Origin of the sequence: Segetibacter koreensis DSM 18137 (assembly GCF_000374045.1) — a bacterium.
GTDB lineage: Bacteria > Bacteroidota > Bacteroidia > Chitinophagales > Chitinophagaceae > Segetibacter > Segetibacter koreensis.
On record NZ_KB893386.1, the window covers coordinates 148890 to 173120 of the forward strand.

A 24231-nucleotide genomic window follows, 5' to 3' on the forward strand; every position below is an offset into this window, starting at 1 on the left:
CATTTTTCAAATGATACCTTTACCAAAAAAATCTATTAAAAATATCTAAACGGGGAGACATGATGACGTTGTTCGTAGAAAAAAAATATAGGGAGATTTATTACCTGAAGAAAAACAAAATAATGTAGAAACCTTAAAAAGCTACCTCTTTCTCTCTTAGAAACACACATACAGATCGTGAACTCACATTATATTCATTTGCTGTAATAATATCTTTTCCGAAATCGACAAAATCGTTGGGGTGAGAAAGAGCGGTATTAATAATCCTATGCCATTTTCCAGGTATTTGGAATGTAAAGGTTAGATTCTCCCAATAAGAATTAACCATTACATATATATCATCATCATTTTCTTTCGCCCCATTTAAATAAAAAGAGACAGCTTTTGAATAGAAAGAATTATCGATGTTCCCATTTACTCCAAACCATTTTACATCCTGTCTCCAAAAACGGCTACGACATAGTGAAGAATGGGCCTTACGGAAAGTAATCATCTTTTTAAAAAACTGGAAAAAATGATTATTCTCCTTTAGTAGCCCCCAATCTATCCAGCTGGTTTCATTATCCTGGTTATATGGGTTGTTGTTGCCCTTTTGTGTTCTTAAAAATTCATCTCCTGCTACAAACATGGGTGTTCCGTTAGAAATAAAGAGCAAAGTGCAAAAGTTTTTTGCCTGTTGCCTTCTTAATTGCATAATATCGGCAGGCACATTTTCATCACCCTCCTTTCCACAGTTCCAGCTATAGTTTTCAGTTGCTCCATCAGTGTTATCATTACCATTAGCGAAATTGTTTTTCTGGTTATAAGATACAAGATCATACAAAGTAAATCCATCGTGACAGGTAATATAATTTATGCTGTCACTTGCATGACAAGCATTCTGTAAATCATCAGAAAACAGATCTTCACTTCCATAAATACGGCTGATAAGACTGTCAACACATCCTTCGTCTCCTCTTACAAAACGTCTTACATCATCCCGAAAAGAGCTGTTCCACTGCATCCATTTTACACCTGGAAATTTTTTCCCTAACTGAAATGCCCCTACCGCATCCCACGGCTCTGCAATAAATCTTGCAGTGGCTAAATCAGGGTCAGAACTTATCATGCCCAAAACGGCAGGCTCTTCATAAGAAATAGTACCATCCTCATTTCGGCAAAATATAGAAGCAAGGTCAAACCGAAAGCCGTCGATATGCATTTCACTCCTCCAGTAATGAAGGCTATCAAGAATCATTCTCCGTACATAACTGTTTCTTGTATGCAAAGTATTTCCCGTACCGGAATAATTGAAATAAGGATCAGTAATATCTTTATTAATAAGATAATAAGTACTATTGTCGATTCCTTTATAACTGAATGTAGGCCCTTCGTGACTTCCTTCGGCAGTATGATTAAATACTACATCTAAAATCACTTCAATGCCGGCTTTATGTAACTCTCTCACCATTGTTTTAAATTCAGTCAGTTGTCCGTCAACATCCACGCGGCGTGCGTAAGCACTATGAGGAGAAAAAAAATTTAGCGTATTATATCCCCAATATTCATTGGCCTGTATATCAAATTGGTGAACTGGCATTAGCTCTATAGCGGTAATGCCTAATTCCTTTAAATAAGGAATTTTTTCAACTATGCCGTAAAAAGTTCCCTTTGTACCCTCTGAAGTTCCTGAACTGGAATGAAAAGTAAAACCTTTTACATGCAGCTCGTAGATAACCAAATCGCTTTCATGGCACACATACTTATCATTTTGCCAATCAAAATGGTTATTTTCTTTTATGATTATTCCCAGAGGTGCTTTACCATCATTTGGTCCTGGCAGGCATGCTGCCTTTCTATCGTATGCGGGCGAAAAGAAAATAGATTTCGCATAAGGATCAAACAGCACTTTTTGCTTATCAAATGCATGCCACTCGACCTGGCTCACTGGCCCTGGTCCATCTATTTTATATGCATAGTATTTACCTTCACCAATATCAGTTGCTTTTATACGGCAATGCCAGATGCGGTTTGATTTATTAATCAAATAGTCAAAATCATATGTAAATATTGGTACAGAAAAATTTTTGTCGCTATAAATCAGCAACAATATAGAGGTAGCATTTCTTGAGTAAATAGCAAAATTAAAGGCGTCCTCTTCCTGTATATACGTTGCTCCTAAAGGATAAGGAGAACCTTCAACGCTTTCCCATAATGTTTTACTTGCCATAAGCTACATAAGAGGCGGCTCCTAAAAGAGCAGTTTTTTCATTTAAAATAATTTTTACCGGCACCTCTTTTAAAAGCGTGTCCATCCGACCACTATTACAAAAGGATTTTAGAAAATACTCTTTTTGTAATAGTCCATAGACTTCCGGCAGTATACCGCCACCGATAAATACGCCTCCGGTCGCTTTTAATTTTAATACAAGATTGGCTGTTTCTTCAGCCAGGTACCGAAAAAAAAGATTCATTGTTTCTGTGCAGATCGCGGATTTTTTATTCAAGGCGTTCTTACTAATTGTGACTGCAAAATCTTCATCATTTTTTCTGTTTACAAGCCATTGAGGTTCGTCTATTTTCATTACATCTCTAAGAAATTCATACATATTAATAATGCCCGGACCTGATACCACTCTTTCCCAGCTAACATGGCCAAATTTCTTTTGAAGATACCGGTAAAGCGAAATGTCTGGTTCTGTCCGCGCTGCAAAATCACAATGCCCACCTTCTGTAGCAAAAGGATGAAAATGATTTCCGTCCCAAAACATACCCGCTTCTCCTAAGCCCGTGCCCGGCGCAATAATCGCGATATTTCCAACGCTGTTTTTTCCACCCTCAAGCAAAACAAACAGGTCTTTATCATTAAGTGCTGCCAGCCCGTAGGCGGTCGCTTCCAGGTCATTGATCAGGTAAATTTTTTCAACATTCAACTGTTGAGCGATTTGTCGTACATCAATTTGCTGCGACAGGTTGGTTATGTTTACTTTTCCCTCTTGCACCGGTCCGGCAACTCCAAGGCTGATAATGTCAGGAACTGTATCTCCACTTAAAAACGCTTGCATCATTTCTATTATACCCGTAAAATTTTTCGACATGAATGAAGCCTCTTTTATAACTGCCAGTTCATTACCCGTCTTTTTGAAAACGGCAAGGTTCGTCTTTGTGCCACCTACATCGCCGGCCAGAACGGAACCGCCATTTCGCATTTCTAAACCCTGTATAAAAGCTATTGGTAGCGACATAAGTCTTTAAAATTTAAAATGATTTAATTACCTTTTCCTATATCTTTTATAAAACGTGAAAAATTAAAGCTCTACCATTTATTGCTTTATGAGCAAAATCACTATGCAGCCTGATTTTGCGCACATATAGAGCATAAGCGCTGCGATACTTTTAATCAATAAAATTATTTACAATGATTGGTGAATTAAATCATACAGAAGTAGAAGAAGTATTGCAGAGCCAGCTGATTGGCCGTATTGGGTGCCATGCGGATGGCATTACTTATATTGTACCTGTAAGTTATGCCTATAATGAATCTTATGTGTATATCCACTCGCTTGAAGGAAGAAAGGTGGATATTATGCGAAAGAACCCAGAGGTTTGTTTTGAAGTTGATGTACTCAATAATATGGCTAATTGGAAAAGTGTGATTGCGTGGGGCACTTTTGAAGAACTAAAGGGAAGCGAAGAACGTGAAAAAGGTTTGAAAATACTTTTAAACAGGTCTCTACCAATTATCTCCAGTGAAATGACTCATCTGGGAAGCGACTGGCCATTTTCCTACAACCATGCGAATGAAATCGGAGGAGTTTTTTATAGAATTAAATTAAGAGAAAAAACAGGTAAATTCGAGACCAATTATGCATCAACATCCTTTAATGTATAAAATAGTCAAAACGGGTTTACATTGAAATAAGTAAAAATGAAGTTGAAAATTCATTTGTGCAAAGTGATATAAAAGAGAAAATAAATACTGTTTCGCAAAAGGCTAGGCCTATAAGTAAAAACGGATAAAAGTTAAAAGATGAATACTTATAGCGCCTGCGGGAGCAGCAATGGGCGCAATAAAAAATTTAAGAAAATTTAGAATGAAACTTTAATTACGGCAGTTTAATTAGGGCATTATTAATACTGCGGCACCCTGTATATGTCCTTTTCTTAAAGCTTCCAATGCTTCATTTGCTTGCTGTAAATTAAATAACTGCGTTTCTGTCTTCACTGGTATTGCAGGTGCAAGTTTGAGAAACTCTTCTCCATCCTTTCTCGTAAGGTTAGCCACCGAACGAATTATTCTTTCGCCCCAAAGCAAGTTATAAGGGAAGGAAGGGATATCACTCATATGAATGCCTCCACACACCACAACTCCACCCTTGTCAACATTCCTTAACGCTGCCGGTACAAGATTTCCGGCTGGAGCAAAAATAATGGCTGCATCAAGCATACACGGCGGTGCTTCATTGGAAGCACCTGCCCATACGGCTCCAAGCTTTGTTGCAAATTTTTGTGTTTCCACATCACCCTCTCTTGTAAATGCAAATACTTTTTTGTTTTGAAAAACAGCCATTTGTATAACAATATGAGCAGCAGCGCCAAAGCCATAAAGACCTATATTACTAATGTTTTCACCCATCATTTTATAGCAGCGGTAGCCAATAAGACCTGCACATAAAAGAGGCGCACCTGCAGCGTTTGCATAAACAGAAGAAAGCCCGAAGCAATATCTTTCGTCTGCTACTGTATATTCAGCGTATCCTCCATTTAAAGTATAACCTGTAAAGAGAGCATTCTCGCATAGGTTTTCTTTGTTTTGCAAACAATACTTACATTTCCCGCAGGTATATCCCAGCCATGGAATTCCTATAAAATCACCTGTTTTTACAAGGCTTACGTCATCTCCTGTACTTACTACTCTACCTATTATTTCATGTCCTGGTATAAGAGGCAGTTTGGGGTTTGATAATTCTCCATCTAAAATATGAAGATCGGTGCGGCAAACGCCACATGCAACAACTTTTACCAACACTTGTTTAGACTGTGGATAAGGCAATGGCACCTGCTTATAATATAAAGCTTCACCTTGTTTTTCCAGCACCATCGCATTCATTATATCAGGCAATATCATAAGTACTCGCTTCAGGGATTCTAATTCTTAAAATCATCCTGATCCTGCCGCAACTTATTTCAGGATGCTTTAAATCATTAATGATTATAATAATTGATAAAATAAGAATAAAAAATAAAAAAAACTAACATTTTAGCTGATTTCTTTCATGTAACAGGTTAAATACTCTGCTTCATCTACCAATAATGAAGATGATTAATACATATATATTCTTATGATAAAGATCATAGAATTACGACTGAAACAAGAATACCTTTGATGGAAATTCATATTATTTAATTACAAAAACCAAGGAGGTTAACATGGCTACAAATGCGTTGATGAAACCAGGATTATTTCCATCAGTATTTGATGATTTTTTCAAACCATGGAATGAGTGGTTTGACAGTGGTCGGCCCTTGGGCAGAACTCTTACTGTACCAGCAGTAAACGTAAATGAAACTGAACAAAATTATAACGTTTCAGTAGCGGCGCCAGGAATGAAAAAAGAAGACTTTAAAATTGACCTGGAAGGAAATATGCTAACTATAAGTTCGGAAAAAGAAGAAGAAAAAGAAGAGAAAGAAGGCAAATACAACCGTAAAGAATATAATTATTCTTCTTTCTCCCGCAGTTTCACTTTACCAGAAGATGTTAACAGGGAACAAATTCAGGCGAAATACGAAGACGGCGTTTTGAAACTATCCCTTCCGAAAAAAGAAGAAGCAAAAAAGAGTGCTGAAGCCAAACATATTGCAATTCAGTAAAAACTTGTTGCGCTTGTGGTTTAAGAAAATGAAAGCCCCGTCAAAAAGTATTGACGGGGCTTTTTCTATGAAACACCTTATCACTTTTGGCAGTGTATTCAAACTAAAGTATCAGGGCAATATGCATGTAATTGTCTAAAGCATTGCTGCTAACAAATTCAATATTACCGCCCTCACCTAACACTCTTTCAATCGCCTCTTCTACCGGATCGGTTATTAACAAAGACCCGTTTGCCGAAACAGCGTTCGCATACATTAGTTCGGTAGTGTCGGCCACACGAAATGGGTATTGGAAATCTTTCTCTACAATTAATATCTTACCCCTTTTTTCTTTAGCAGCTTTGCAAACATTATCAATACCTATTTTTGCTTTTTTATTATTTAAAGCTTTATCTAATTTCATTAGAAGGTATTTTTCCTTTATCTTTTCCCAGTCCTGTATCAATGGCCTTACCAATTGTTGAACGTAACTCATGTTTTCCTCATCGGCTTCTGCATTAACAGTTTGTATAATTTCCTTACTGTTTTTTGAGATTGATTTAAACAGTGATAGCAATGCTTCATCACCAACAGCAATAAGTGGTAAAGAATAAGTCTTTAAAATATGGGTAAGCACGTTCTCAACATGCAATAAAAATTTTTCTTTACCGGTATTGAAACGAGATTTTATATGTTCTGCAGCATTAAAAACAATAAGACTTAGTCTTTTTCCTACACCCAGGTAAATGAAAGACTGATCGCGATGAAGGGACAACACCAAATATTTCATCTCCTCCCTTTTTGTAAGTGTTAATTCGCGGATATTTAAAGGCTCTCCAACAACCACTTTTTCTTCAATAAGAAAATTGAGATAAAAAACTTTCTCTACAAAAGGAGATAAAAAAATGACAACACTTTTCTTATTTGCATTATAATTTAAAGTGTTCATGATCGTTCTCAACTGATTTACAGCAGGATTCACCATGTAGTCAGGAATACCATTGATCAAATTAAGATCATTTTCTACTTTATCAATTGATAATTTGATTTTTTGTTCAATTTGAGCTTTTGAAATATTTGTTGTATCAATTTGAAGAGCGATTGTAATAAATGGAAGCGCAATTGTGTTTTTAACTGCCGGGTTTTGCTGAAGGATTAAAGGCGCCATAACGATAGATTTTATGATGAAAGTATAATTACCAAAATCTTATTAATGCCACTATTCGAAATACTTTTCTCATTTTATTTATATAACTCGAAATAAATGAGATTGGGAAGACTGTTTTTTCAAAAAATCAGCCGATTTGAAAAAAGGGTCTAATTAAAAAAATACAAAAAGACGTTATTTGTGACCGAATTTTTATGAGCAGAGTAAGAAAACGTTATGATTTTCGTCATTCCAGGCCATTACAATTACAACGATTTTTAATGATCTGTTCTGTACTTTTGATTTTTGTGTCTTGTACTTACAAGGTACCTATTTAAATTGGTAAAAAATCTTTAATATTATTGTTTCTGTTTGTTTAATACCTTGTTAAAAGGAGTTTGAAAAGACAGATAAAACACATTTTTCATTTCAAATTTTTCATTTCAAATTTTTCCTACATTAGATGCTTATAAAGCATGTTTATATAACTATCCATTAAGTACAAGTACTTTTTAGCCTCAGCCAATAAACCCTTTCTTTCATCATTATTAGCAGCAGACCTTGCTCTCAGACTATTAACCTTTGCCCGTATGTTTGAGCGATAACTTTTATAATAGACGAACAGCCATCGCTCGTCTTCGGTTGTTATAGAGGGGAAGACATTATTGTAAAAGGTTAGAAACAAATCAGATAAATCTTTTCTGCCAAAAGCATCAAGATCCATACATAAAAAGGCAATTTCGTTAAGCACATCGATTTGTCGGTAATCGTCGTTAAATTCTATACAGTCAAAAGGCTGAGGAGATGGTAATAAAAAAATGTTCCTTGAGTGCAAGTCCCCGTGACAATCTCTAAAAAAACCTTTCTTTAGCCGATTTGCCAAAAGTTCCCTGTTTTTCTCAATAAATGTATTAGATATCTGAATAGCCCGGATTATAATACCGCTGCTATCGCTACCTGCGTTTTCCCTCAAATATTCCCTTTCCTCATCGAGGTCATTAAATTTATTTTGAACATCTAAAAAATCTTTTTTATAAATTATAGTTGCTGTTTTATGAAAAGCTGCTACTTTTTCAGCTAAATTTTTAATATCAGAAGTTGTGACCTGGTTACTTACTATCAGCACGTCCATCTGCCTCGCCCTGTCTATTTTTCGCATCTTAACAGCATAATCTACAATATCTCCTTCTTCGCCATCTATGCTAATGCTTCCTGAAGTTTCCCTTACTGTTTGCACATCCAGGTATATGTCTTCGGTCAACCTCTTATTTAACTCAACCTCTCTTTCACAATAATATTTTCTTTTTTCCAAAGTAGAAAAGTCGAGAAATGAGTAAATAATCGGCTTTTTTATTTTATATACAAATTCATCACACAGTATTACCCATGAAATGTGTGTTTCAACCAATTCTGGCTGATGACGGTTTTGGGGAAATTTTCCCTTTACAATCAATTTATTTATCTGTTCTCTCGTCATTTTTGCAAATGAAGATATTCTCTTGTTTTATGCAACATTTCATCAATGTTATCATTAGTTGATGTAAGTACAAGGTGAGGTTCATCCATCGGCTCCCACTCCTCTTTTATTTTTTTATAAACTTCAAAGTCAGCCTCACTATCTTCTCTCTTTTTTTGCATTCTTTCCCTGACTAAAGCCTCATCTGCTACCACTTCAATAAATGCAAGAAGCTCATTTTGATCAATATTGCTAATAAAATTTTCCCTGATTTCTCTTTTGTAAAAAGTGGCATCCAATACAACATTATTGTGTTTGATAACTTTAATAGCCTCTGAAAGCATCTGTTCATATACTGACAGCTTTTCTTTATCTGAATAAGTTCTTTTACTAAGCATTTCTTTTCTCACCCTGTCACTATTAATATAAACAGCGTTTACCATACTTGCCAACTTCAAAGCGAAATAGCTTTTACCCGAACCAGGTAAACCGAATACTATTAAAATCATAGTTATTAAAGATACTCCCATTAATGCTGATAATCGTGATGTTCCTCACCGGAGTGTATGATAAACATCATCAAAAACAATAGCTCCGGGTTTTTGCTTTATCCTTTATTCTTAAATATTTTTAAACGCCCTATAGCGATAAATGTGCAACTTGTTTGACGTTTGATTTGTGTTCATTGAGCTCTTTTTATCCTGATTAGTATCAGTATGCCAGCTGGTGCAGATCATGAAATTTCTATTTACTAAAAGCAAACTTTACTCAATAAAACCTATTATGAGAATCAACATTCTGTGGTATGCCTTTATGTTACTGCTATTACCTGCATGCAGCCCCACCATGCGCGTTTTTTCTGACTATGATAAAGACGCAAATATTTCTAATTATAAAACTTACAGTTGGCCGACAGAAGAAGAGATTGAAAAAAAAGGAACCAACCCGCTCTACTATAATGAGCTGAATGATAAACGGATAAAAAACGCGGTGTACGAGCAAATGAAAAGCAGAGGCTTTACCTATCAAAATGAAAAACAGCCCCTTGAAATGCATTACCACATTATTGTTGAAGACAAAACTTTTATAGCAACCGAACCGGGAGGATATGTATACCCTGAGTTTTGGCAGTTAAAAAGAACGCAGGCATATCCATATCAACAAGGAACTCTTATAATAGATCTCATGGATACAAGGACCAAAATGTTGGTGTGGCGAGGCTGGGCAACCGGAGCAATTGAAGACCAGGTATCGAGGAAACCCGAACAAACTATTCAAAAAGCGGTAGCCAAAATTTTTAAGCTCTTTCCTTATCAACATTAAAATTAAAAAACAATTTAAGCTTTATACCAAAAACTATTTTTTAAACTTTAAACTATTAAATAATGGAAAATAATGCTTTTTTAGAAACGCTTGCTGCGCGTTTTGGACAAAATGCTTCAGTTAAAAATGTATATGGAGAACCTATAACCACTCAAGGCAAAACTATTATTCCGGTGGCGCAAATTGCCATGGGACTAGGCGGCGGCTACGGCCATAAAAATGGCAAAGTCAAGCAAATGGTAAATAGTAGCACAGGGGCCGACGATAATAAGCAAGGCGAAGGTGCAGGTGCTGGCGGCGGCATGTACGCTACAGCAAAAGGTGTATATGAAGTAACAGATAAATGCACACGTTTTATACCTGCAAATGCAACAAAACAGTTACTTACCATGGCCGCACTTGCGTTTGTAACAGGCCGCTGGATGGGCCGGAGAAAAAGAAGAAAAGAACAATACAAAGGATTAAAGGCGTAGTACAAAAAAAAGGAATTAAGGATATTTTTTCAATCCAAAAATATCCTTTTGCACTTTTTGTTGTAACGATTCTTGAATCTGCTAAAACACTTTTTGTTTTCATAAAACCTTTATCCTTTTATAGAAATTTTAAAAAGCTTTTTATAAAATGAAAACCAAAAGAACATGGAAGGAAAAATTATTGGATAGCAAAGACCTTCCGAAAGTAAAAGCAATAACGGAAAAACAGGAAAAGCGATGGGGCAAAGGAACCATCGCTATTCCTTCTCCATTGGAAGTGGATTCAATAATGAAAACAGTTCCAAAAGGAAAAGTCATCACTATTAATCAAATACGAGACCGAATAGCCAAAGCTCATGATGCTACAATAGGATGTCCTATTACGACCGGCATTTTTTCCTGGATCGCAGCTAATGCTGCCCAGGAAGATTTGAAGGCGGGGCAAAAAGTTACTCCTTATTGGAGAACGTTAAAAGAAGGTGGTATAATAAATGAAAAATACCCGGGAGGCCTAGAAAAGCAAGCAATGCTGCTAGAGCAAGAAGGACACGATATAATACAAAAAGGGAAAAACTGGGTAGTGGCTGACTGGGTAAAAGCAAAAATTGATTAAGCATTACCCCTTGCTATAGTAATTGAATTACAAAACCGGCTTACAAAAAAAGTTTATGAAAATCCCATTTTCATTGCAGGAGTTTTTAGAAGTGTTTGAAAAATACAACAAACAGGTATGGCCAATGCAGATTGTTTTATACCTTTTAGCAACTGTATTAGTCTTTTTATTATTGAGCAAAAGAAGAAATGCCGGGTAAAATTGTATCCGTTATCCTTTCCTTTTTGTGGATCTGATCAGGACTCATTTATCATATCGTTTTCTTTACAGCAATTAATAAGGCCGCGTATTTATTTGGGGGCTTATTTATATTACAAGGATTCTTATTTCTAATAGCCGGAGTTATAAAAAATAATTTGTCATTTAAAACAGACGAGGCAATGGCTAGAGTGATTGCAGTTTGCATGATGGCATTTGCATTAATAATTTATCCTGTACTTAGTTATTATTCAGGTCATATTTATCCTCAAACTCCCACTTTTGGCTTACCCTGCCCACTTACCATTTTTACTTTCGGTTGTTTTCTTGTGATTAAAAATCATTTTCCTCTTTACCTGTTAATTATACCCTTCATTTGGTCAATAATCGGATTTACTGCCAGCATTCATTTTGGATTTACAGAAGATATAAGTTTGCCACTGTCTTCGCTTGCAGCAATTGGTCTTATCTTAAAGGAAAAACAACAAATTCATATTTTTCATCCTTCTTCTTAATTTTTTTCAATCCTTTTTCTTTCAAGCAAAATCCTGTGAGGAGTATCAACCTGTTGTATGACCTATGTCATAGGCGAACATTTGGAATGAAATATACTTTTGATAAAATTTCAAAATCATGAAAGAGCATTCCCTTGAACGAAAAAGTTCACTGTCACATGAAAATGAGAGAAGAGACCTTGTAAATCTTGATTTTTATAATAACGAAATAATGATAATGCAGCATAACCTGGATGAAGTGGCGATAACGTCTGCTTCTCCTGAGATAAAAAAGAAAGTGGAGCATTTGAAACACCAGCTTAACCATCAAGAGCAAAACCTGGCTGAGTTTCGTAAAAATTTCGATTTGGATGAAATAGTTTTAACGGGTAAACAAGATCGAAAAAATAAAAATGAAACAAATGGAATAAAAAATGGAGAAAACTTCTTTCAACATTTGCAATCATTTGAAGACAATTTTAAAGATATACGACAGGAAGTACTGGAATTTATAAACAACCAGGTAGCGAAAGGAGAATAGAAGACAACTGACTACCTGCCAAAGCGATTCATTTCTGAAAAACCATTTCTATTATTTATTTTATAAAAGCTAAAGAGGCTGTTTATTTCTTCTCCTTGTCCATTTAAATATTTCGACCCAGCAGGTAGAAAATAACGCAACCATTACACATGCGGCCAGGTTTTCTATTGATAATGGATGTAAATTAAATAATTCTCTTCCAAACGGAAGATAAAGCGAAGATGCAATCAGCAATACAGTTAAGATAATGATTACCGGAACGAGGTTATTTTTATACCTGACAGTAGTTATTATAGAAAAATAAAAAGACCGGTTAACAAGTGTAAGAAAAATATTGCTGAACAACAAGGTAATAAAAACCACTGTGCGTACTGTCGTTTCATCACTTTGCCGCATAAAATAATAGCCGATAAAGAGGCAACCTGCAGCTATTACCAATCCCTGTATAATACTCATCGAAAGCTGCCTGAAAGATAAGAATACTGACGTAAGCTTTCTTGGCGGACGAAACATAATACCTTTCTCCATTTCTTCATTTTCATAAATAATGGAACAGGTAGGGCCCATAATAATTTCTAAAAATATAACATGTACAGGTGTAAAAATATTAGGATACTTCCACATTAAAATCAATGGTGCTGTTACAATAAGTATGATAGGGATATGAATGGAAACAATGTATTGTATAGCCTTATGAAGATTATCATAAATTTTTCTGCCTAAGGCAACTGCTTCCGTCATGTGAAAAAGATCATCATCTGTAATGATAAGCGAAGCAGCTCCGCGTGCTACTTCACTGCCATGCTTTCCCATCGCAATTCCAATTTGAGAGGCCTTTAGAGCAGGTGCATCGTTTACTCCATCACCTGTCATTGCCACCACTTCACCATTGCTTTTTAATGCCTCAATTATTTTCAGCTTGGCTTCGGGAAACATACGCGCTAAGATATTAACTGTCTTTACTTTTTCCCGAAGTTCATCAGCAGAAAAGCTTACAATTTCTTGTCCTGTTAAACAATTTTCATATCCCTGAAAATGGACCTGACGAGCTATAGCCTGTGCTGTTGCCGCATAGTCGCCTGTTATCATTTTTACTTTTATGCCTGCTTTATAGAATATATCGAGTGTCTCTTTTATATTTTCCTTAGGCGGATCATAAAAAGCAATCAGACCCAAAAATTCATACCTAAACTCTTCCTGGGTCAAAGGAAGATTGTTATCCTTAAAAATGCCTTTCCCCACTCCCAATACACGAAAACCTTGTTCTGCATACAGTTTAGCCTGGTTTGCAATTAATTCCCTATCATCTTCCAACAATGTTGACTGTCTTAAAATGCCTTCAGGAGCACCTTTACAAGCAATTATAACGTCCTCGTGCTTGTTTTTAAAAATATGGGTCATTATGGGAGGCGTGCCTTCCAGCGAATACTCGTGCACCTGCTGATACTCAGGTCGTTTATCTATCGAAAACATTTTTTCATAATAATTATGAATCTCTTTTTCCATCGGGTCAAATGGTTGCGTTTCGCTTGCCCACATGGCATACTCAAGTACACGATTAGGAAATACAGTGGCAGAACTTAAGTCATAAGAAGCCTTAGTATCCGCATCATAAATAAAGGCAATCTCCATTCTGTTTTCGGTAAGCGTACCTGTTTTATCAACACAAATAACAGTTGCTGAACCTAGAGTTTCAACATATTGAGGTTGCTTTACAATAATATTTTTTTTTAATAGACGGAAGGCCCCAAGCGCCTGGAATGTACTAAATGCAACAGGTATTTCTTCCGGCAATATAGACATGGCCAACGTAAGACCATGTACTAACCCGTGCAGTAAACTTTTTGATTCGATTGTGTTGTAAGTTACGACCAGTAAGAACGCTACCGCTCCAATCCAAACCATGTACTTAACAAATGATTTTATCTGAACCTGTAGCGGTGTTTTTTCCACTTCGATTTGCTCTAATGATAAGCCTATCTTTCCAAACGTGGTGGCAATTCCAACCGCCAAAACTCTGATGTAAGCGGAGCCACTTGTAACCAGGGTGCCTTTGTAAACATTGTTGCTGCCATCATTACTTTTATAAACAGAAAGAGATTCCCCGGTAATAATAGATTCATTTACCGAAAAATCATTAGAAGATAAAATAACCCCGTCTGCAGGTATCACTTCGCCTTCTTCAGCCAGCAATACATCATCCACCACAATTTCTTCAATCACGATTTGCATCTGTCCTCCGTCTCTTATCACAGTTGCTTTTGGAGAAGAAAGCTTTCTTAATGCGTGTATAGCATTGCGACTACGATACTCCTGGAAAAAAGAAATGCCGGCAACAATGAAGATGGAAGTAAGCATAATCAACCCTTCACGCTGCTCATGCAACATGAAGTAAACAGTACATGAAACAACGAGCAAAATAAACATTGGTTCCAGCACCACTTCCTTTATTACATGCAAAAAAACCCTATCCTCACTTAACTCAAGAACGTTTTTTCCATTCTTTATTCTCGAAGCACTCACTTCTTCTGATCGCAATCCTTTGAAATCGTAGACATTTTGCATACTGAAAGTATTAGCTAATATAGCCTCTAAAGCAACGGCGTGCAGGAGAAAAATTTGTAGGCTAAACTAGGTTTAGGCGATTGAATCCCCGATGATGTACATCATCTTCTTGTGTGCTGTTAGTCATTTTTTTACTGCCTGTTTATTACAACCTTAGATAAAAATATTACGAATAATCAAGAATTATGAATAAGCTTTTCCAAATACAAAAATATTCGTTTCACGGCAGTCATAAAGGAATCAAGTCTCCTCTAAAATTATTGTTATGAAAAAGATTATTACTTTTTTATTAATTATAGCAATGTCAATTACTATAACAGATGCACAAATTAAAGGTGGTGCAGCTTTTTTTAAAACAGGTTATCTATATGCCCCACGGTCTTCAAACATTTTTAAAAAAATAGCCCTCGGTGGCACACCTCATTTCAACAACAATTACTTGATAATGGGTGTAGAAGCATATTACCGCACAGGTAATCTTATTCTTGGCTGGGACGGATATTCAGGCGAGCAGCCTGATTATTCTTTTGCAACCAATTCTTACGCAGAACCTTTTATAGGGTCGACCCATATCAGATTGGGCCGGATAGTGAAGGAAAACAAACAATACTGGGTTTATCCTTCTATTGGGATGGGAGCTACAGGAATTGTGTTGGCGACCTATAATAAAGTTAATGGAAAATCTCTAAATACTATAAATCAGATATTGCTTAGCCCAACGCTGGATATAGGAATTAACGAAGATATTATTGTTACAAAAGTAAACCCCAATGAAAAAAGATATGGAGGTTTAATACTTGGAATAAGAGCAGGCTATCGAACTTCTTACAGCAGTAATAACTGGAGAAATGATGATTGGGTAAGATTATATAACAAGCCTTTTTATTCAAATAATTGCTTTTACCTGTCAGTCAGTATCGGTGCTGGTGGATTTGTGAGCAAGTAATGCAGGAGTAGTTTAAATATCAGCTAAACAAATATTGTGTTACTACAACCAATAGAAAAATTCTGGAGTATAGAAAAGGGCAAATTACTGCCACAACTAAATACGACACCAGATGGCCTAACCAATAAAGAGGCATTAATTCGATTGCGGCAACAACAACAAAAAACTTTCAATATTTATCCATGGCAAAAGGATATTTTACTATTATTAGCCCAGTATAAAAATCCCCTTGTTTTACTGCTCATATTTGCGGTTATTCTTTCTCTTATATTAGGTGAATACTCCGATAGTTTCATTGTACTTTCAATACTTTTTCTTACAGGCATATTTGGTTTTATTCAGGAACGAAATGCAGGCCATGCGGTAGAGAAATTAAAAGAACTGGTACATAGCAAGTCAATTGTAAAACGAGACAACATTGAAAAGGAAATAAAGATAGAAGAAGTAGTTCCCGGAGATATTATTGTGTTGAATGCCGGTGACATTATTCCGGCAGATTCGCTTATCCTCAATGAAAATGACCTGCATGTAAATGAATCTGCATTAACAGGAGAATCATTTCCTGCGGAAAAATTTGCGGGCCGATGCAAAGCAGATGTTACGTTAGCAGAAGTAAACAATTCGGTTTTTAAAGGTACCAATGTTATCAACGGCTCGGCTACCGTGCTTGCTGTAAATACCGGTGACAATACAGAACTTGGCAAAATAGCCACTTCTCTGGCTCATACAGTTAATGAAACATCTTTTGAAAAAGGTATTAAAAAGTTCGGTTACTTACTGCTGCGCCTGAGCATAGTCTTCGTTATCCTGATTCTTATTTTCAACATCCTGTTTCATAAACCATTAATAGATTCTCTTTTATTTTCCCTTGCTTTGGCTGTTGGCTTAACACCCGAATTACTTCCACCCATTGTTACCATTACTTTGGCAGCAGGCGCAAAACGGCTAGCTGCAAAAAAGGTCATTGTAAAAAAGCTAAGCGCTATTCAAAACCTGGGAGAAATGACCGTCTTCTGCTCCGACAAAACAGGTACTTTAACAGAGGGAGTAGTAAAAATAAACAACGCTTTGGGTATTGAAGGAACACCTTCGGATAGAGTGTTATTATTTGCCCGACTAAATGCTGTTTTTGAAACAGGTTTTTTTAATATCATAGATGACGCATTGAGAAACGTAACAACGGCAGACATCAGTGGTTATGCTAAAGTAGATGAGGTTCCTTATGACTTTATCCGTAAGCGGCTAAGTATTGTTGTAAACAAAAATGGCAGGCACATTATGATTACAAAAGGAGCTGTAAAAAATATATTGGAAGTGTGTGTAAATGCAGAAAAAAACAGTGAAACCATTATTGATATTATTACAGTAAAAGAAAACATTGACAGCAATTTTGAAAAATATAGCAGCCAGGGGTTCAGAACCATTGCTGTTGCTTATAAAGATGTAACCAGCGACCCTGTTATAACAAAAGACGATGAAACAGGTATGACATTCTTAGGTTTCATTCTTTTATCCGATCCACCTAAAAAGGGCATTATCCCTTCTATTTCAGCATTAAGAAATCTTGGGATAACATTAAAGATAATTAGCGGGGATAATAGCCTTATTGTAAAACACCTCTCTACTCAAATTGGCCTTAATGTAACAGAGATACTTACAGGAGCACAAATGCTTAAAATGTCAAATGAAGCGCTTTCACGCAAAGTAACTTCAGTAGATGTGTATGCAGAGGTAGAACCTTCCCAGAAAGAGCGTATCATAAAAGCATTACAAAAAGCAGGTTATGCGGTAGGATACCTTGGCGATGGAATAAATGATGCCAATGCGCTGCATGCCGCAGATGTCGGCATTTCTATTGACAACGCAGTAGATGTTGCCAAAGAAGCTGCCGACATAGTGTTATTAGAAAACAACTTAAACGTTATTAGTGAAGGAGTGCAGGAAGGCCGAAATACATTTATGAATACAATGAAATACATATTTGTCAGTACGAGCGCTAACTTTGGAAACATGTTCAGCATGGCTATCGCATCAACAATGTTACCTTTTTTGCCATTGCTTGCTACACAGGTTTTGCTTAATAATTTCTTATCTGATGTACCCGCGCTTACAATAGCTACAGACCACGTAGATGCAGAGTTAACAACTGCACCTAAGAAATGGGACCTCAAGTACATCAGGCGTTTTATGATTATTTTCGGCTTACAAAGTTCGGTGTTTGACGTAATTACATTTGTAGTATTGCTACATGTTTTTCACTCCGGTCCCGAGCAATTTCGTTCCGGCTGGTTTATGGAAAGCCTTTTTACCGAAACGCTTATTCTTTTAATCATTCGTACACAAAGGCCATTCTTTAAAAGCAAACCCTCAAAATATTTATTAGCAGCAACAACGACTATGTTAATTATAGCAGCGTTAATGCCTTACATGCCATTTGCATCTGTTTTTGACCTGCAGCCCTTACCTGCAAGGGTGTTTATAACTATTACGGGCATAGCATTAACATATGCATTGGTCGCCGAGGTTACGAAGCGATACTTAATGAAGAAATTATAGAATGTAGGTAAAAACTAACAGAATTCCTTTGGGTTGTCCCGTTATTATTAATGGCCGCTGTCATGACCTATATAGAGAAGTCAAAACAATGTTTATGTAAATCGTTTGCTCACTACCAGGTCTTTGCTTCCCTGGGAGTATTTATAAAACCCTTCGCCTGACTTCATGCCTTTGTAGCCGGCAGCAACCATATTTACAAGCAGCGGGCAGGGAGCATATTTCTGATTTCCAAACCCCTTGTATAAAACATTGAGAATACTCAGACAAACATCAAGACCAATAAAATCCGCTAGCTGCAACGGGCCCATCGGATGTGCCATTCCCAATTTCATTACTGTGTCTATTTCTTCCACTCCCGCAACGCCTTCATACAAACTATAAACTGCTTCGTTTACCATAGGCATTAATATTCGGTTGGCAATAAACCCGGGATAATCGTTCACCACGCACGCAACCTTGCCGAGGGATTTACTTAATTCAACAATATTCGCTGTCACTTCTGGTTTAGTTGTATATCCGCTTATGATTTCAACCAGCTTCATTACGGGAACTGGATTCATAAAGTGCATTCCGATCACTAATTCTGGCCGTCGCGTTGCTGCGGCAATGGCGGTGATGGAAATTGATGAAGTGTTTGTCGCGAGAATGCAGTCAGCAGGTGCAGCTTGGTCTAATTGCCGAAAAATATCGAGTTTTAATCCAAGGTTCTCTGTTGCCGCTTCTACTACGAGTTCTGCATCTTTTACCCCTTCGACTATGGAAGTTGTAGTAGTAAGATTAGTAAGAGTGAAACTTTTTGCCTCTTCAGAAAGTGCACCTTTCGCTATCTGCCTGTCAAGGTTTTTGCTTATCGTTGATAAAGCTTTATCTAATTGCGCCTGCGAAATATCTGCAAGATTTACTTTAAAACCATTTTGAGCAAAAACATGAGCAATACCATTACCCATAGTGCCAGCGCCGACTACTGATATGTTTTTCATTGACGAAATTTAAATAGGAGTAATCTAAAGATACATTGCAAAGTTATAAAGTGGTTTTCCAATGCTCGGGAGAATTACTTACGTCAAAACGGAGCGTCCCAACAAAAGCTAAATGCGCGTGTAATGGTTGAATCCAAAAAATGTATAATTAAATAAGTTCCTGGAATAATAAAATGATAAGAAAAAAGAAAAATAGCTATAACTTTTTTACAGTACAGAAAGTTTTAATCATCTCTTTTTGAAGAGTTATATAAAGCAATTGAATTGGGCAAGAAAATTATTATTGAGGCATCTACAAAAAAAGAGATGCTTTTTGTTAGCATCTCTTTCTCAAATAATGTCGATAAATTCTTATTACGTTTTATAAGAAAGATTTCAAAATTTATTGATATTGTATATAAATAGGTTTTGGGGTAAATTTCAATAGTTCTTGCGGTGTATATAGTTGATCAGCACCTGTTTTAGTATCGTTATGATAAAACAATTTAAACCCGGTAAACTGAACTGGTTCTTTATAGATATAACGGAGATAGGTTGACCTTTTTAATATTTTATCGCCCCAACCATCCATATCCATCACTACCTGCACTTCTGGTAATTTTTTTATATTTTCATACCCTCTGACCATTCCCTGGGTAAAGCGATGGACAATTAAAATTTTTGGTGGAAGGTTATTTTTCCTTACTATATCAGCCAGGTAATCAACAGCGTGATTTATATCATCAGCGTTAAATGTTCCGATCTTAGTTCCTGGCACTTCCCCGTTCTTCAATGAAAATTCGGGGTCGATTCCAAGATTTACATTTGGCATCTGTAAATATTTTTCTAATTGTGGCACCTCTTCCTTTATAGTGCTATGTGCAACTTGTATGTCTACAAATACCAATGCATTTATTTCCTTTGCCCAATTTACTATCGTATCTATTTGATTAAAAGGCATACGGTAGCGATATTTGCCATCTTTGCCACCACTTCCCTGTGCGGTAACGGCTATATAATGCAACGCCGGAATAACGGGAAGTGAAGTATCAGCCGCCTGCCATTTGGCAACTTCTCCCTGTAGTTTTTTTAGCATTTCTTTTTTAGGTAACTCGCCCAAAATGCCCATTTTTTTCGAATAAAGATTGCCATAAAAAGCGACAATCCGGTTATAAGGCAAAATTGCGCCGGGCAACGGGTAAGGAGCTTTAACTGGCCATTTACCAGTAGTGTCACTGTTGGCCAATGCATTGATAATTTTATCGTAAGCAGCCGTGTCAAGTACTTTTTTTACCGGTTCACTTTTTACGATAGCACTATCATTACTAATAAGCGCTTTTTTCTCTTCGCCTGAACGTGCCTGGATGCAGGAAGCAAATAGTGAAATTAAAAATGGAATTGTTGAAATAATTGAATAGCGGTGTTGTTTTTTCATAAGGCTTCAAATATATTCTAAAATATTTCTCCGGTTATTTTTGTTTATCAACGTTTTGATAAAGTTTTTCTTAAAATATCAATGCTCGGGCTAACTCTCCCATAGAGGGACAGGCCGGCAAAAAATCATCAGACTTTTGGTTAATATAGAAGTTCGGGCTAATATCAGAAATATTGAATGCTATTTTTAAAAACAGCTATTGCCATCACAGGAGTTGGAGATTTTCTCTAATTCAGCAAGAACACAAATTCTATTCCGAAAAATATTATTTCTATAAAGAAAAATCAGAAAATAGATCGGGATTAAAAAAAACTTTAATTAGAGGTGCAAGCATTATATTTATTAATCCGTTTTATCTAACCCTGACGAAAACATAAAGAATCAACTACAATGAAAAATGCGTTGCTGATAATTTTACTCCTTGCTAAAATTACAACCTTTGCACAAACATCCTCGGAAACCTATCCCGAAGACTCTGCGTCAGTGGAACATGCCGGTGTTCCAAAGGGTGAAGTGCTGCAGTTTACATTCTCCAATTCAAAAATTTTTCCGGGTACATCACGTGACTATTGGGTGTATATTCCTGCACAATACCGGCCCGAAAAACCTGCTTGTGTTTATATAAACCAGGATGGTGTGCAGTGGAAAGCTCCTGTAGTGTTTGATAATCTCATTTATAATAAAGAGATGCCGGTAACTATCGGTGTCTTTATAAATCCCGGCATAGTAAAAGCTTTAGACTCTTCAACTGCACCGGATCGTTTTAACCGCAGTTTTGAATACGATGGATTGGGCGATTCTTACGCCCGTTTTGTGTTAGAGGAAATCTTACCAGAAGTCGAAAAACAAAAAGCAAGCGATGGCCGGGTAATAAAACTTTCTAAAAGTGGGAATGACAGGGCAATCGGTGGATCTAGCAGTGGAGCCGTTTGTGCCTTTACTGCAGCATGGGAACGGCCAACTGAGTTCTCAAGAGTTTTCAGTGCAATAGGAACGTATGTAGGACTACGTGGAGCAAATGATTACCCTACGCTTATTCGAAAATATGCACCAAAACCAGTAAGAGTATTTTTGCAGGATGGCAAAAATGATCTGAATATTTATGGCGGAGATTGGTGGAAAGCGAATGAGACAATGGAGCGGGCTTTATCATTTTCAGGTTACGAGGTACAACATGTGTGGGGTGAAGGGCAACACAACGGGAAGCACGGCACGGCAATTTTTCCTTCGGCCATGCGGTGGTTGTGGAAAGACTGGCCAAAACCTGTTAATGCGGGAAATTCTAAAAATCAATTTTTAAACGACATTTTAATTCCTGGCAATGATTGGGAACTTGTAGGCCAGGGATATACTTTTACGGAAGGCACAGCAACAAATGCAGCAGGTGAAGTCTTTTACCACGATATTCCCAATTCAAAAACTTACAAAATTGGTTTGAATGGAAAATTGACTGCATTACCTCTTAATGCTAAAAAAGCAAGTGGAACAGCATTCGGCGGGGATGGAAGGCGGTATGTTGTCGCAGGTGAAACGAAACAAATCCTTAGCTACGATGCAGCGGGAAAGGAACACGTGGTGACAGACGACATAAGCGGGAATGATCTTGTTGTTGCCAATAATGGAAACATTTATGTTACAGCACCTGATGGATCTGAAAAGCCATCTAAGCTATACTTAATAAAGCCAAATGAACCCAAAAAAGAAGTGGATGCAGGATTAAAATTTGCTAATGGCATTGCCCTTTCACCTGATCAAACACAATTATATGTTACAGAGTCTGCAACTCACTGGGTGTGGGTTTACCAGGTACAGCCTGATGGCATGCTGGTAAATAAGCAACGGTACGGCTGGCTTCACCCTTCAGATATTGAAGTAAACGCCTGGGGTGATGGTGTTAAGTGTGACAGGGAAGGACGAGTATATGTTGCCTCGCGGTTAGGCATACAAGTACTTGATCAGATGGGAAGGGTGAACGCTATTTTACCTGTGCCTTCAGGTCAAGCTTCTAATCTTTGCTTTGGCGGAACTGATTTTGATACGATGTATGTATCATGTGGCCAAAAGGTTTACCGCAGAAAACTAAAAGTGCATGGAGCAAATGCCTTTGATAAACCGTTTAAACCGGCACCTCCAAAACTCTAAACTGGCAAAGCACTGCCTTTCCAAAAAGAAAAAAAGTATTTTTATAATAAAATGAATGTAAAACAATAAAGCTTGTTGAAAGAACCTTTTTTAGGTATTTATCAAAAGCATAATCTCCTGAAAGAATTTCTTCGTCAATTATTAAAAAGGATAATTAGAAGTAAGTGCAACAAATAGTTCCGATCTTGTTTTCCAGACACCGTTCCGCTTACACCACATGGCGGCATAATTTCCACCGGAAGAACTGCGTATTTTACGATCAGTTCTGAAACCCTTCCAGGTTCCTTTTTCCCAGGCAAGCGTATCATTATTGCTTATTCGTATAACAAAAGGATTGCGTACAAAAACAAGATCCGGCATAGTGTCAAAACGTTGTTTCAAAATAGAAATAGTACTGTCTTTTCCAATATACGTATGACCATTTCCGAAAATGCATACCATGTCTTCAATCATCGGATGGGCAATCCCGGCCAGGTCATGCTTTTGAATTGCCTCATTAGATGCTTTTCTGGCTGCTTTTATCTGTTCTATATCTTTATCTTTATTGGTTTGTGCTAACAGATTTTGTAAGACAAATACAAGAAGCAGAAAGGAAATAAGTTTGTACATCACGGGGTTCAAAATTTTGAGTGCAAAATCGGCTTTAATTTACAATGTTTTATATTCAAATTGTTATAATAGTCCCTCTTTTAGGTTTTTGTTATATTAAAACTGTTAAAATAATGCATACATCATACCTTACCACTTTAAACTGTTCATCATTTTTTTATAAACTAAACGCAATAAAACAATTAAAATTATCTATTACTCAATAACTTTTTATTTCACATGAAAGTACATATGACAACAAAAGAAACACTTGCTTTAGCCAAAAAATTATGGAATTATCATCACGTAAATAATACAATAGAAAAAGCAGATTGCATACTTGTACTAGGCAGCCATGATACGAGAGTGGCAGAACGGGCAGCAGAATTATATCTTGAAGGGTGGGCTCCCAGGATAATTTTTTCAGGAGGCCTGGGTCGGTTAACAGAAGGGCTGTGGAGCGAAACTGAGGCAGACTTGTTTGCCGGAATTGCTATAAAAAAAGGTGTTCCGAAAAAAGATATCCTGATCGAAAATAAATCAACCAATACAGGAGAAAATATTTTATTTACCCAACAACTTCTTCAAAAGAATAATCTTCATCCTGATTCTTTTATTGTTGTACAGAAGCCTTATATGGAACGACGAAGTTTTGCAACTTTTAAAAAGCACTGGCCTGATAAAAAGCTGATCGTCACTTCTCCGCAAATATCTTTTGAAGATTATGCAACCAATGAAATACCACAAGAACAGGTTATTAATATAATGGTAGGAGACCTGCAGAGAATTAAGTTGTATGCGGATAAGGGCTTCCAGGTTTACCAAGAAATTCCTTCAGACGTATGGGAAGCGTACAAGCAACTTGTTGAAGCAGGATTTGATGAACATTTGATCACATAATTTTCTTACCACTTAAAAGGTTTATGCAATAAAAACAATTTTGTTAAAACTAATTATTTTTAC

22 protein-coding genes are annotated in these 24231 nt (G+C 36.7%); 12 read left to right on the plus strand and 10 right to left on the minus strand.

Features of this window, described 5'->3' with window-relative positions; translation table 11 throughout:
- Positions 1-133: 133 nt before the first annotated feature.
- Together B154_RS0126910 and glk are read right to left on the minus strand one after the other, a co-directional pair.
- The gene (locus tag B154_RS0126910; protein WP_018617467.1) at positions 134-2209 is read right to left on the minus strand and encodes a glycogen debranching protein; all 2076 of its coding nucleotides are present in this window, start codon (positions 2207-2209) and stop codon (positions 134-136) included.
- Positions 2199-3224: a glucokinase gene (gene glk, locus B154_RS0126915; RefSeq protein ID WP_018617468.1), complete on the minus strand. Its 1026-nt coding sequence runs from the start codon at positions 3222-3224 to the stop codon at positions 2199-2201. The genes B154_RS0126910 and glk overlap by 11 nt, the downstream gene beginning before the upstream one ends.
- A 173-nt stretch (positions 3225-3397) precedes the next feature.
- Between glk and B154_RS0126920 the strand changes: the two genes are divergently transcribed.
- Positions 3398-3871: a pyridoxamine 5'-phosphate oxidase family protein gene (locus B154_RS0126920; RefSeq protein ID WP_018617469.1), complete on the plus strand. Its 474-nt coding sequence runs from the start codon at positions 3398-3400 to the stop codon at positions 3869-3871.
- A 228-nt stretch (positions 3872-4099) separates the two neighbouring features.
- Here the strand turns inward: B154_RS0126920 and B154_RS0126925 are convergent, their stop codons facing one another.
- The gene (locus tag B154_RS0126925) at positions 4100-5107 is read right to left on the minus strand and encodes a zinc-dependent alcohol dehydrogenase family protein (RefSeq protein WP_018617470.1); all 1008 of its coding nucleotides are present in this window, start codon (positions 5105-5107) and stop codon (positions 4100-4102) included.
- A gap of 302 nt (positions 5108-5409) precedes the next feature.
- On the opposite strand from B154_RS0126925, the gene B154_RS0126930 reads away from it, so the two are divergent.
- Positions 5410-5853 (plus strand): Hsp20/alpha crystallin family protein, encoded by a 444-nt coding sequence (locus B154_RS0126930; protein ID WP_018617471.1) that lies wholly within the window; start codon positions 5410-5412, stop codon positions 5851-5853.
- A 103-nt stretch (positions 5854-5956) separates the two neighbouring features.
- On the opposite strand, the gene B154_RS0126935 is transcribed toward B154_RS0126930, so the two are convergent.
- The 3 genes from B154_RS0126935 to B154_RS0126945 form a co-directional block, all read right to left on the minus strand.
- Positions 5957-7000 (minus strand): baeRF3 domain-containing protein, encoded by a 1044-nt coding sequence (locus B154_RS0126935; protein ID WP_018617472.1) that lies wholly within the window; start codon positions 6998-7000, stop codon positions 5957-5959.
- A 433-nt stretch (positions 7001-7433) separates the two neighbouring features.
- The gene (locus B154_RS0126940) at positions 7434-8456 is read right to left on the minus strand and encodes a hypothetical protein (RefSeq protein WP_018617473.1); all 1023 of its coding nucleotides are present in this window, start codon (positions 8454-8456) and stop codon (positions 7434-7436) included.
- Positions 8453-8944, minus strand: a complete 492-nt coding sequence (locus tag B154_RS0126945) for a P-loop nucleotide/nucleoside kinase family protein (protein ID WP_018617474.1) — start codon at positions 8942-8944, stop codon at positions 8453-8455. Before B154_RS0126945 ends, B154_RS0126940 begins: the two co-directional genes overlap by 4 nt.
- A gap of 274 nt (positions 8945-9218) precedes the next feature.
- Here B154_RS0126945 and B154_RS0126950 point away from each other — a divergent pair, with 274 nt between their 5' ends.
- The 6 genes from B154_RS0126950 to B154_RS0126970 all read left to right on the plus strand — a co-directional run bounded on the left by B154_RS0126950 (position 9219) and on the right by B154_RS0126970 (position 12077).
- Positions 9219-9758 carry a DUF4136 domain-containing protein gene (locus B154_RS0126950; RefSeq protein WP_018617475.1) on the plus strand — a complete coding sequence of 180 codons (540 nt, stop codon included), beginning with the start codon at positions 9219-9221 and terminating at the stop codon, positions 9756-9758.
- Positions 9759-9820: 62 nt separating this feature from the next.
- Positions 9821-10231, plus strand: a complete 411-nt coding sequence (locus B154_RS31170) for a GerW family sporulation protein (RefSeq protein ID WP_018617476.1) — start codon at positions 9821-9823, stop codon at positions 10229-10231.
- A gap of 148 nt (positions 10232-10379) precedes the next feature.
- Positions 10380-10844, plus strand: a complete 465-nt coding sequence (locus B154_RS0126960; RefSeq protein WP_018617477.1) for an MGMT family protein — start codon at positions 10380-10382, stop codon at positions 10842-10844.
- A gap of 55 nt (positions 10845-10899) precedes the next feature.
- Complete coding sequence (locus B154_RS33685) at positions 10900-11043, plus strand: DUF6064 family protein (protein WP_157580981.1); 144 nt, start codon at positions 10900-10902, stop codon at positions 11041-11043.
- Between the two features lie 46 nt (positions 11044-11089).
- On the plus strand, positions 11090-11557 hold the full coding sequence (locus B154_RS33540) for a DUF6064 family protein (RefSeq protein ID WP_281166917.1): 468 nt from the start codon (positions 11090-11092) through the stop codon (positions 11555-11557).
- A 118-nt stretch (positions 11558-11675) separates the two neighbouring features.
- Positions 11676-12077 carry a hypothetical protein gene (locus B154_RS0126970; RefSeq protein ID WP_018617479.1) on the plus strand — a complete coding sequence of 134 codons (402 nt, stop codon included), beginning with the start codon at positions 11676-11678 and terminating at the stop codon, positions 12075-12077.
- Positions 12078-12146: 69 nt separating this feature from the next.
- Here the strand turns inward: B154_RS0126970 and B154_RS0126975 are convergent, their stop codons facing one another.
- Positions 12147-14642 (minus strand): cation-translocating P-type ATPase, encoded by a 2496-nt coding sequence (locus tag B154_RS0126975; RefSeq protein WP_018617480.1) that lies wholly within the window; start codon positions 14640-14642, stop codon positions 12147-12149.
- 265 nt (positions 14643-14907) lie between these two features.
- Between B154_RS0126975 and B154_RS0126980 the strand changes: the two genes are divergently transcribed.
- On the plus strand, positions 14908-15588 hold the full coding sequence (locus tag B154_RS0126980) for a hypothetical protein (protein WP_018617481.1): 681 nt from the start codon (positions 14908-14910) through the stop codon (positions 15586-15588).
- A gap of 36 nt (positions 15589-15624) precedes the next feature.
- On the plus strand, positions 15625-18144 hold the full coding sequence (gene mgtA / locus B154_RS0126985) for a magnesium-translocating P-type ATPase (RefSeq protein WP_018617482.1): 2520 nt from the start codon (positions 15625-15627) through the stop codon (positions 18142-18144).
- 92 nt (positions 18145-18236) lie between these two features.
- On the opposite strand, the gene B154_RS0126990 is transcribed toward mgtA, so the two are convergent.
- Complete coding sequence (locus tag B154_RS0126990; RefSeq protein ID WP_018617483.1) at positions 18237-19124, minus strand: 3-hydroxyacyl-CoA dehydrogenase family protein; 888 nt, start codon at positions 19122-19124, stop codon at positions 18237-18239.
- A 382-nt stretch (positions 19125-19506) separates the two neighbouring features.
- On the minus strand, positions 19507-20538 hold the full coding sequence (locus B154_RS0127000) for a hypothetical protein (protein WP_018617484.1): 1032 nt from the start codon (positions 20536-20538) through the stop codon (positions 19507-19509).
- A 390-nt stretch (positions 20539-20928) separates the two neighbouring features.
- Here B154_RS0127000 and B154_RS0127005 point away from each other — a divergent pair, with 390 nt between their 5' ends.
- Positions 20929-22680, plus strand: a complete 1752-nt coding sequence (locus B154_RS0127005; RefSeq protein WP_018617485.1) for an SMP-30/gluconolactonase/LRE family protein — start codon at positions 20929-20931, stop codon at positions 22678-22680.
- Between the two features lie 141 nt (positions 22681-22821).
- On the opposite strand, the gene B154_RS31180 is transcribed toward B154_RS0127005, so the two are convergent.
- Positions 22822-23289 (minus strand): YybH family protein, encoded by a 468-nt coding sequence (locus B154_RS31180; protein ID WP_018617486.1) that lies wholly within the window; start codon positions 23287-23289, stop codon positions 22822-22824.
- Positions 23290-23508: 219 nt separating this feature from the next.
- Between B154_RS31180 and B154_RS0127015 the strand changes: the two genes are divergently transcribed.
- Positions 23509-24168: a YdcF family protein gene (locus tag B154_RS0127015; RefSeq protein ID WP_018617487.1), complete on the plus strand. Its 660-nt coding sequence runs from the start codon at positions 23509-23511 to the stop codon at positions 24166-24168.
- Positions 24169-24231 lie beyond the last annotated feature (63 nt).

Excerpts from the sequence above, each read along its gene's own strand:
- B154_RS0127005 (WP_018617485.1), top strand. The coding sequence starts at position 20,929 with ATGAAAAATGCGTTGCTGATAATTTTACTCCTTGCTAAAATTACAACC.
- B154_RS0126960 (WP_018617477.1), top strand. The coding sequence starts at position 10,380 with ATGAAAACCAAAAGAACATGGAAGGAAAAATTATTGGATAGCAAAGAC.
- B154_RS31180 (WP_018617486.1), bottom strand. The coding sequence starts at position 23,289 with ATGTACAAACTTATTTCCTTTCTGCTTCTTGTATTTGTCTTACAAAAT.
- B154_RS0126945 (WP_018617474.1), bottom strand. The coding sequence starts at position 8,944 with ATGATTTTAATAGTATTCGGTTTACCTGGTTCGGGTAAAAGCTATTTC.
- B154_RS0126925 (WP_018617470.1), bottom strand. The coding sequence starts at position 5,107 with ATGATATTGCCTGATATAATGAATGCGATGGTGCTGGAAAAACAAGGT.
- B154_RS0126930 (WP_018617471.1), top strand. The coding sequence starts at position 5,410 with ATGGCTACAAATGCGTTGATGAAACCAGGATTATTTCCATCAGTATTT.
- B154_RS0126970 (WP_018617479.1), top strand. The coding sequence starts at position 11,676 with ATGAAAGAGCATTCCCTTGAACGAAAAAGTTCACTGTCACATGAAAAT.
- B154_RS0126935 (WP_018617472.1), bottom strand. The coding sequence starts at position 7,000 with ATGGCGCCTTTAATCCTTCAGCAAAACCCGGCAGTTAAAAACACAATT.
- glk (WP_018617468.1), bottom strand. The coding sequence starts at position 3,224 with ATGTCGCTACCAATAGCTTTTATACAGGGTTTAGAAATGCGAAATGGC.
- B154_RS0126940 (WP_018617473.1), bottom strand. The coding sequence starts at position 8,456 with ATGACGAGAGAACAGATAAATAAATTGATTGTAAAGGGAAAATTTCCC.
- B154_RS0127015 (WP_018617487.1), top strand. The coding sequence starts at position 23,509 with ATGAAAGTACATATGACAACAAAAGAAACACTTGCTTTAGCCAAAAAA.
- B154_RS0127000 (WP_018617484.1), bottom strand. The coding sequence starts at position 20,538 with ATGAAAAAACAACACCGCTATTCAATTATTTCAACAATTCCATTTTTA.
- B154_RS0126920 (WP_018617469.1), top strand. The coding sequence starts at position 3,398 with ATGATTGGTGAATTAAATCATACAGAAGTAGAAGAAGTATTGCAGAGC.
- B154_RS33685 (WP_157580981.1), top strand. The coding sequence starts at position 10,900 with ATGAAAATCCCATTTTCATTGCAGGAGTTTTTAGAAGTGTTTGAAAAA.
- B154_RS0126990 (WP_018617483.1), bottom strand. The coding sequence starts at position 19,124 with ATGAAAAACATATCAGTAGTCGGCGCTGGCACTATGGGTAATGGTATT.
- B154_RS0126910 (WP_018617467.1), bottom strand. The coding sequence starts at position 2,209 with ATGGCAAGTAAAACATTATGGGAAAGCGTTGAAGGTTCTCCTTATCCT.
- B154_RS0126975 (WP_018617480.1), bottom strand. The coding sequence starts at position 14,642 with ATGCAAAATGTCTACGATTTCAAAGGATTGCGATCAGAAGAAGTGAGT.
- B154_RS31170 (WP_018617476.1), top strand. The coding sequence starts at position 9,821 with ATGGAAAATAATGCTTTTTTAGAAACGCTTGCTGCGCGTTTTGGACAA.
- B154_RS0126950 (WP_018617475.1), top strand. The coding sequence starts at position 9,219 with ATGAGAATCAACATTCTGTGGTATGCCTTTATGTTACTGCTATTACCT.
- B154_RS0126980 (WP_018617481.1), top strand. The coding sequence starts at position 14,908 with ATGAAAAAGATTATTACTTTTTTATTAATTATAGCAATGTCAATTACT.